This is a genomic window from Streptomyces sp. NPDC030296 (assembly GCF_055572815.1).
Genome location: NZ_JBVICQ010000007.1, coordinates 512,676 through 519,582, shown reverse-complemented (window position 1 = coordinate 519,582; position 6,907 = coordinate 512,676). Strand labels below are relative to the sequence as shown.

The window sequence follows — 6,907 nt, the reverse complement described above, 5'->3', positions numbered from 1 at the left end:
GCAAATCCGGGGAGTACAACAGACGAAAGATCGTCTAGGACAGACGTCAAGCATCACCCGACGCCGAACCGTCAACCATCACCTGAGACCCGACAGCGCATCACAGCCCCTGCTGAGTAACAACCTTCTTCACGGGTTCAAGGCGGCTCGCTCCGCTCCCCGCGCGCGGCCCGGCCCCCGGCCGGGCCTGCGCTCCAGTCTCCGCCCCGCTCCAGCCCGGCCGGCGCCCGTGCCGCGCTGGAGCGATCAGCCGCCTGATGCCAGAGAAGGGGTACGTCGTGGCTGGGGCGGTCGGCTCCACGGCTTTACGGAGCCACTTTGGCGCGAGCCTCGAAGATCATGGCCCCAACGTCGTGCTTTACCGGGCAGGTCCACAGACTGCCCGACGCGCCGCAAGCTTACGGGGCCATGATCACTCGCGCCAAAGCAGCGCCACCCCAAAGCCGCTCCGCCGACCTCAGCTGTCTATGAGCCCCCAGGGCGACTTGCAGTGCAGCCCTGTTATTTTCGAGCCTTCAGCGATCGCAAGTTACCCAAAGGTTCTCCAGCGTCGAAAGATAGCGAACATCTTCGACGCACCTCCTGTAATGATCAAGTAATGACGGCTATATTCATTCCGCACGTATGGTCTTGTCTTGCATTGGAACGGGGGGGGCTATGAGCGATGCCGTAACGCTCGCACAGGAGATTACGCCTTACATCGTGGCCGCGGCAGGGGCATACGGCACCGCAGTCTTCACTCGCGCCAATGACGCGGCAGCTGATGCCACCGTCGCCTTCGGTCACCGCGTCATGCGCCTGTTGGCTCGCAGAGACGGCTCTGAGCAGACGTCCATCATTCGGGCTATCACCGACCTCTCCAACGCACCCGATAGCACGGAATCTCAAGATAATCTCCGCGCGGCAATCATCAATTTGCTGCAGGAGAATCCTGACCTCTTCACGGTAATTGAGGCACTGCCTCGTCCGGCGCTACCCTCAACGTCAGTCAATATCACGGCTTCCGGAGAGCGCTCAGTCGCTGTATACACCTCTACCGGTAAAATCTCGACCGGCGACACAAATCCCGGCCAGATGACTGCGTGATCAACAATGGGTCACCTCCCTAATCCCGCCGACGAGCCAACTAAAGGCACACGGGTGTCAGCGTCGGGGAAACAGTCAGCAGCAGTGAGGGACAATCGCGGTTCCATTCACACCGGAGATGTGAACAATAAGTTCACTCTCAGTCCGGTCATTCTTTGGCTCTTGTCGGCCGCAGTCGCAGTTTTCGTCGTTCTCGCAGTACTCAACAGCTATCTGGAGTTGAGGCCGAAACCTCAAGCAAAGCAACCAGATCTACTCGCGACTCCATCATTGGGTATGGAGTTCCGACAGAACGGCTCCCTTGCTCAGATGTCACATAAGAAGTGGACTGACGAATCCACTCGGTTTGTCGACGTCGCCCTATATCGGCAACCTTTCACAATTCGATTCCCCACCCTAAAGGAGAATCAAGGGCTCAAAATCAACACGTCCTTCAATGATTCAAAATTCGGCACCATCGAGGACGAAGGCGTGGCGAATAGGCCACCGTTTTGCAGTGGTTGCAGCTATGCCGCCTACAAGCATTTCAACAGTCATCTCACCATAGGGAGAATGGCCGACTATTTTGCGGACGCCAGAGTTAGAAATCACTCCGCAACTCAGGATGAAATCTACGTTTCCGGAATCAATTCAAACGAGGAACACGTCAGATTTCCAGACAGTCCACGTTATCTCTATCTGACATGCTGGTTGGACGATAACCTGGACGGAAAATTTCAGGTGGGCGAGTTTGAATTCGTCAGGTTGTCGTTCGAGAGCTGAATTCGCCTGAACCAGTCTGCGACATGGGAGCAACAGCCTTGACAGCCTGCGTAGGGCCATGCGCTCGGACCTCACCTCAGACTGACCTGAGGCATCGATGTGTAGGCCAACCCGTAGGGCGCTCGGATCCGAGGCGACATCATCGAGCTGGCACTTGCCCTGCAGTGCCGGAACGTGCCGCACCACAAGCGCACCAGCAGGGACGGGAAGCAACGGGGAATCACGGTGAAAGCAGCTGAGCCCGGCGAGGCAGCACTGCGACCGTTCGCCCAGGTCAGCGCACGAACGGACCGCAAATGATCGCAGCTTCCCAAGCTGATGGCGTGTTAGCAGTGAGGTTTTCCTGGCACCGTGGTCTGTGAGCGGTGAGGAACCGTTGCGGGTGGTTCGGGCGCTTGGGCTTCACGGCAGGGGCGGTTTTTCTTCGCTGGGTTCCTTCAGAGCCGCGCGGAACAGGGGGAGCAAGTGGATGCTGAGGTCGTGCAGTTGGTGGAGCAGGCGGGCCCGTACCTGACGGCTGCGGTAGGGGCGTACGGGGCTGCGGTGCTGATGCGGGCGCAGGATGTTGCCGCTGATGCGACGGTGGGTCTTGGGCAGCGGATCCTTCAGCTGGTGTGGCGGCGTGGAGACGAGGCGGGCCGGGCCGAGCTGGAACGCGTGGTGGACGAGGCCGCCGACGAACAGGACGACGCCTACTCCGCAGCGGTGCTGAGCAGACTCCTCAGGCGCGCGTTGCAAGACGATCCCGGGCTGCGGGAGGAGTTGTCGGCGCTGTTGCCCGCTCCGGCTGCGGGCACGGTCACCATCACGGCGTCCGGTGAGCGGTCGATCGCCGCTCAGCACATCGGCACCGCGATCACCGGTGACGGTCACACCCTGCCACGGCCGTGACGACGGACGACACCGCGGCTAGACCGCGGATCGAGGCTTCCGGCGGGCGGGCGATCGGGGCCCAGCACATCAGAGACGCCTACAGCGGCGATGTGCACGTTCTGCCGACCGAAGCATTGCATGCGCCGGACAAGGTCACCGCGGCCCCGGGTACCTCGAACCTGCCCCCGGCCATGCTCTGCCTGGGCCGGAATGAAGAGCTGAATCAGCTGCACCGCATCCTGACAGGCGGGGGCGAGGGAACGATCACGCAGAGCGGGGCCGTGCACGGGCTGGGCGGGATCGGCAAAAGCACGCTCACCCTGCGCTACGCCCACCGCCACCGCAGCGACTACACCCTGATCTGGTGGATCAACGCCGCCTCCCCCGACGAGATCGAGACATCCCTCACCGAGCTCACCAAGGCGCTGGTACCCGATTGGGCAGCCTCGGCCGAGCGCGGCGCACAGCTGTCGTGGGCGAAGCAGTGGCTGGCCTGGCACCGGGGATGGCTCCTCATCTACGACAACGTCGAGGACCCCGCCGACCTCGCCCCCTACACCGGCGCTCTGCACCAAGGCCGCCACCTGGCCACCAGCCGCCGCACCACCGGCTGGCCCGACAGCGCCGCCACACTTCCCCTGGGCAACCTGGGCCCCGACGACGCCACCACCCTGCTGTTCGAGCTGGTGTTCAAGGACACCCCGCCCACACCGCAGCAGAAACTGAACGCCCGCGCGCTCGTCGCCGATCTGGGGTGTCTGCCGCTGGCGGTCAAACAGGCCGGCGCCTACCTCGCCCAGAACCGAGGGGTCAGCCTGGACGCCTACCGGCGCCGTCTGGGCACCAAACTCGACAGGACCGCCCACGGCATCGACGCCGAACGCACCATCGCCCGTGTCTGGAACGTCACTCTCCAGATCCTGGAGGCTGAGCATCCGCTGGCCGTGGAGGTGCTGCACACCGCCGCCTGGCTCGCCCCCGACGACATCCCCCACACCCTCCTCACCTTGGCCGACGCAGACCCGGACGATACGGCGGAAGCCATCGGCACCCTCGCCGCTTACAGCATGGTCACCGACACCGGCACCACCGTCACCGTCCACCGCCTGGTCCAAGCCGTTCTACGCACCGCCCAACCCGCCGACCACGCCCAACCACCTCGGCACCTGCAAGGACGCGACCGCGCCGAACAAGCAGTTCTCCACCACCTGACCCCGATGCCAGGCCAGGACACCACCGACAGCCAGTGGGACACCCACACCCCCCACCTGGTCACCCTCGCCGCCACCACCCCGCCCGGACACCACAACGCCCGCCTCACCGACGCGTACGTCACCGCCGCCGACCGTCTCCACCATCAAGGCCACACCGCCCGCGCCATCCCCCTGCTGGAGGCCACTCTCGCCAAATACGAGCAGGTCCTGGGCGACACCCACCCCGACACCCTGAACAGCCGCAACAACCTCGCCTACGCCTACCGGTCGGCGGGGGATCTGGGGCGGGCCATCCCCCTGTACGAGGCCACTCTCGCCCAGCGCGAGCAGGTCCTGGGCGACACCCACCCCGACACCCTGACCACCCGCAACAACCTCGCCTACGCCCGCAAAGCAGCGGCAGCTGTACAGCAGCCAGATACAGCAACCCCAGCAACCGCCCCCGACCGATCTCTGCAGAGCTACGGATCAGAAGCTCCCCGTGCCCCATCCGTGCCCGTTCCAGCGGGAAGCCAGGGGGAACCACGGTGCTGAGCGGGAACCGCGCACGACATCGGCCCCTGACCAATTGCCTGGTCAGGGGCCCTTTCACCTTGCGGTGGGTGTGGGATTTGAACCCACGGTGACTTGCGCCACGACGGTTTTCAAGATCGTTGACAGCTTGACTCGGTCATTGAGACTCCACCGACCTACGGCTGCACCTGCACCAATTCGGCACTGCGAGGAATACCCCTGTAGACGGCGAAAGGGATAAGGGAAAATCCCGGATGCTGAGGCAGGTCAATAAAGCCGATCCTACCGAGGTTGCACATTTGAGCGTTCATGGCTTCGGCGAATAGTCCACGATTCATATTTCCGCCGGGATTGTAGAAGTTCATATCTGGCAGTTCGGTTTCTTCGGTTCCGTAGCTTCCGATACTGCCGACCAGTGTCCAATCATGTCGCTCTGTGCCGTAGCGGGCGAAAAGAATCTCTGCCTCTGTGTCGAGATACTGGCGCCCCTCTTGGAGTCGCGCGCTGATTAGGGCGCCCTTGGCTGGGGCCATGTTCATGTGCAAGCCTGGGGTGAATACCCCCTTTGAGATCTGCACGAAAGATCGGAGAGTGTTCCCGTCCGTTCCGCCGACCGCCGGGAAGTCTGGGATTGCATCCTCCAATTGGTTGGAGCTACCCTCCCACTTTTTTGCCGGCCTGGGGCGCTGCTGGCTCTGCTTCCCCTTCCCTGCCTGCTGCGGCTCGTTCGATGGCGAGGCGCCAATGCCCTTAAGCCCGACATTCACGTGACCGAAGGCGGCGAACGCGGCGGCCGCATACCTGGTGTCGAATAGGGACCCTGGGGCTGTGATTCGGACGAGTGACCCTGGGGGGTATTTTGTCTTCAAGCTACCTGATTCCCAGGCATCGGCATCCGATGCTTCCTCTGAGATGTCATGTAGTAGAAGTTCGGATTCCAATGCTTCTTCCAGGGTAGGGAAGAGCGCGTCGCCGAGGGACTTGTTTGTGTAGCTCTCGCTGCCAGTTCCCTGTAGATGCTGAGCTGCGGAGCGTGGGCCGAAGGTGGTTCTCTTCTCTTTGCGTTCCGTTTCGCGCGATTCTTCCACGATTCCGCCATCGAGTTGAGCGAGAAGGGCGCGCACCTTATCGGTGTCGACGTAGAGGAACTCGCGTAGAATCATTGATCTCTCCCCGCCTCACACGTTCTTGGTGGGCTCTAGTGCGGCCCCATGTGACGAGATTGACACCCAACCTGTGCAGCTGTCTCGATTTTCGTAAAAGGCGGTCCCCTGCCGTACTTGCCCGTGTCGGCGCTCAAGGGGTAGGCGCGCTCGGATCCCTGGGCCGTCCCTGGGTCGTCTGAGGTCGACTAGCACTGACAGTCGGCACCCACAGGTGACCACCCCCACCCCCCCCTCTGGCCTGGGGTCCCCGAGTTGATCTTCGACACTGGGTGGGTTACGGCGAAGCCCTTGAATAAGGAGCCTGCCGGGCTCGGGCAGGGATCACTCCGGGTAGGCCACTGCCTCCTTCTGCAGTTCCACAGCCGCCAGCAAACTCAGCTTCGGCTCCGCCTGGCGCAATGCCTTCAAGGCCGCGACTGAGGCGATATCCCCCGTGAAGCCGACGGCGGCCAGCCGGGAGTGCGCCCAGCGGGCACGCAGCTGGGTTTCGGTGGCGGCGGCGGTGGACTCGACGAGTGAAGCGGCGAGCTCCAGGCCCGCCCGTTCCTCGGGCGAGGCTTCGAGCAGCGCCTGACGCAGGGCCGACGCGATCACGTCCGAATCCCGGACGAGCAGCACGAAGTTGTGCTTCTTGTTCAGTCCCAAAATTCCTGGCATGCAGGTCATCGTGATGGTCATTTTCTGTACTGCCAAGCGACTTGAGGAACCTCAGAGGCTCGGTCGTTGCCATCGCCGGACGCCTCGCGCGGTCATGGTCGCGAACGACCAATGGGTACTAGCCGTGCTGCTCGACGGCGCGTCCGTGCCAGACCCGTGCCAGATCGTACGGGGAACCACGGGGAACAGCGGGTAACAGGTCGACGGCGAACCAAGCTCCGAGATGGCATCACCAGATGTCAGACCGGCGATCCTTCCCACACGCCCCTAGCTTCCCAAGCTCAGAGCGCGAGTTCGATTCTCGTCACCCGCTCCATGATGAAACCCCAGGTCAGCTGCCTGGGGTTTGTGTTTTCCCGGAGGTTGTCCAGCAAGTTCCGGCCCGTCAGGCGCGAAGATCGGGCACGCGGAGGGCACGGCTTCCGGAGGGCAGCCGTACGCGCAACGCCTCCAGCCTCGGAAGCTGGGCTTGACCTGCGGTGCGGCGCTTGCATCCCGAGTTCTCTGTGGCAGCCTCGGCCCACCCACCGCTCCCGGACTCGGAGCAGTCCCGCCCGGAGCGAGTGCACCGGTGCGCTGCAACACGGGCCGGCCAACCGGCTCAGCAAGGTCATCTATCTTCAACCGCTGCTAAGA

Annotated in this window: 7 protein-coding genes and 1 tRNA gene; 4 read left to right on the top strand and 4 right to left on the bottom strand. The window is 63.0% G+C overall.

What is annotated here, in order from left to right:
* Nucleotides 1-657: 657 nt before the first annotated feature.
* The gene (locus ACZ4Z3_RS22900; RefSeq protein WP_468502729.1) at nt 658-1,086 is read left to right on the top strand and encodes a hypothetical protein; all 429 of its coding nucleotides are present in this window, start codon (nt 658-660) and stop codon (nt 1,084-1,086) included.
* A gap of 120 nt (nt 1,087-1,206) precedes the next feature.
* Nucleotides 1,207-1,848, top strand: coding sequence for a hypothetical protein (locus ACZ4Z3_RS22895; protein WP_468502728.1), 642 nt, complete (start codon nt 1,207-1,209; stop codon nt 1,846-1,848).
* Nucleotides 1,849-2,250: 402 nt separating this feature from the next.
* On the opposite strand, the gene ACZ4Z3_RS22890 is transcribed toward ACZ4Z3_RS22895, so the two are convergent.
* The gene (locus ACZ4Z3_RS22890; protein ID WP_468502727.1) at nt 2,251-2,586 is read right to left on the bottom strand and encodes a hypothetical protein; all 336 of its coding nucleotides are present in this window, start codon (nt 2,584-2,586) and stop codon (nt 2,251-2,253) included.
* On the opposite strand from ACZ4Z3_RS22890, the gene ACZ4Z3_RS22885 reads away from it, so the two are divergent.
* Nucleotides 2,581-2,739, top strand: coding sequence for a hypothetical protein (locus tag ACZ4Z3_RS22885; protein ID WP_468502726.1), 159 nt, complete (start codon nt 2,581-2,583; stop codon nt 2,737-2,739). The genes ACZ4Z3_RS22890 and ACZ4Z3_RS22885 overlap by 6 nt on opposite strands.
* On the top strand, nt 2,736-4,469 hold the full coding sequence (locus tag ACZ4Z3_RS22880) for a tetratricopeptide repeat protein (RefSeq protein ID WP_468502725.1): 1,734 nt from the start codon (nt 2,736-2,738) through the stop codon (nt 4,467-4,469). Before ACZ4Z3_RS22885 ends, ACZ4Z3_RS22880 begins: the two co-directional genes overlap by 4 nt.
* Nucleotides 4,470-4,531: 62 nt before the next feature.
* On the opposite strand, the gene ACZ4Z3_RS22875 is transcribed toward ACZ4Z3_RS22880, so the two are convergent.
* The 3 genes from ACZ4Z3_RS22875 to ACZ4Z3_RS22865 all read right to left on the bottom strand — a co-directional run bounded on the left by ACZ4Z3_RS22875 (nt 4,532) and on the right by ACZ4Z3_RS22865 (nt 6,292).
* Nucleotides 4,532-4,621 (bottom strand) — tRNA-Ser (locus ACZ4Z3_RS22875).
* A gap of 3 nt (nt 4,622-4,624) precedes the next feature.
* Nucleotides 4,625-5,611: a DUF6414 family protein gene (locus ACZ4Z3_RS22870; protein ID WP_468502724.1), complete on the bottom strand. Its 987-nt coding sequence runs from the start codon at nt 5,609-5,611 to the stop codon at nt 4,625-4,627.
* Nucleotides 5,612-5,935: 324 nt separating this feature from the next.
* Nucleotides 5,936-6,292 carry a hypothetical protein gene (locus ACZ4Z3_RS22865; protein ID WP_468502723.1) on the bottom strand — a complete coding sequence of 119 codons (357 nt, stop codon included), beginning with the start codon at nt 6,290-6,292 and terminating at the stop codon, nt 5,936-5,938.
* Nucleotides 6,293-6,907: the final 615 nt, after the last annotated feature.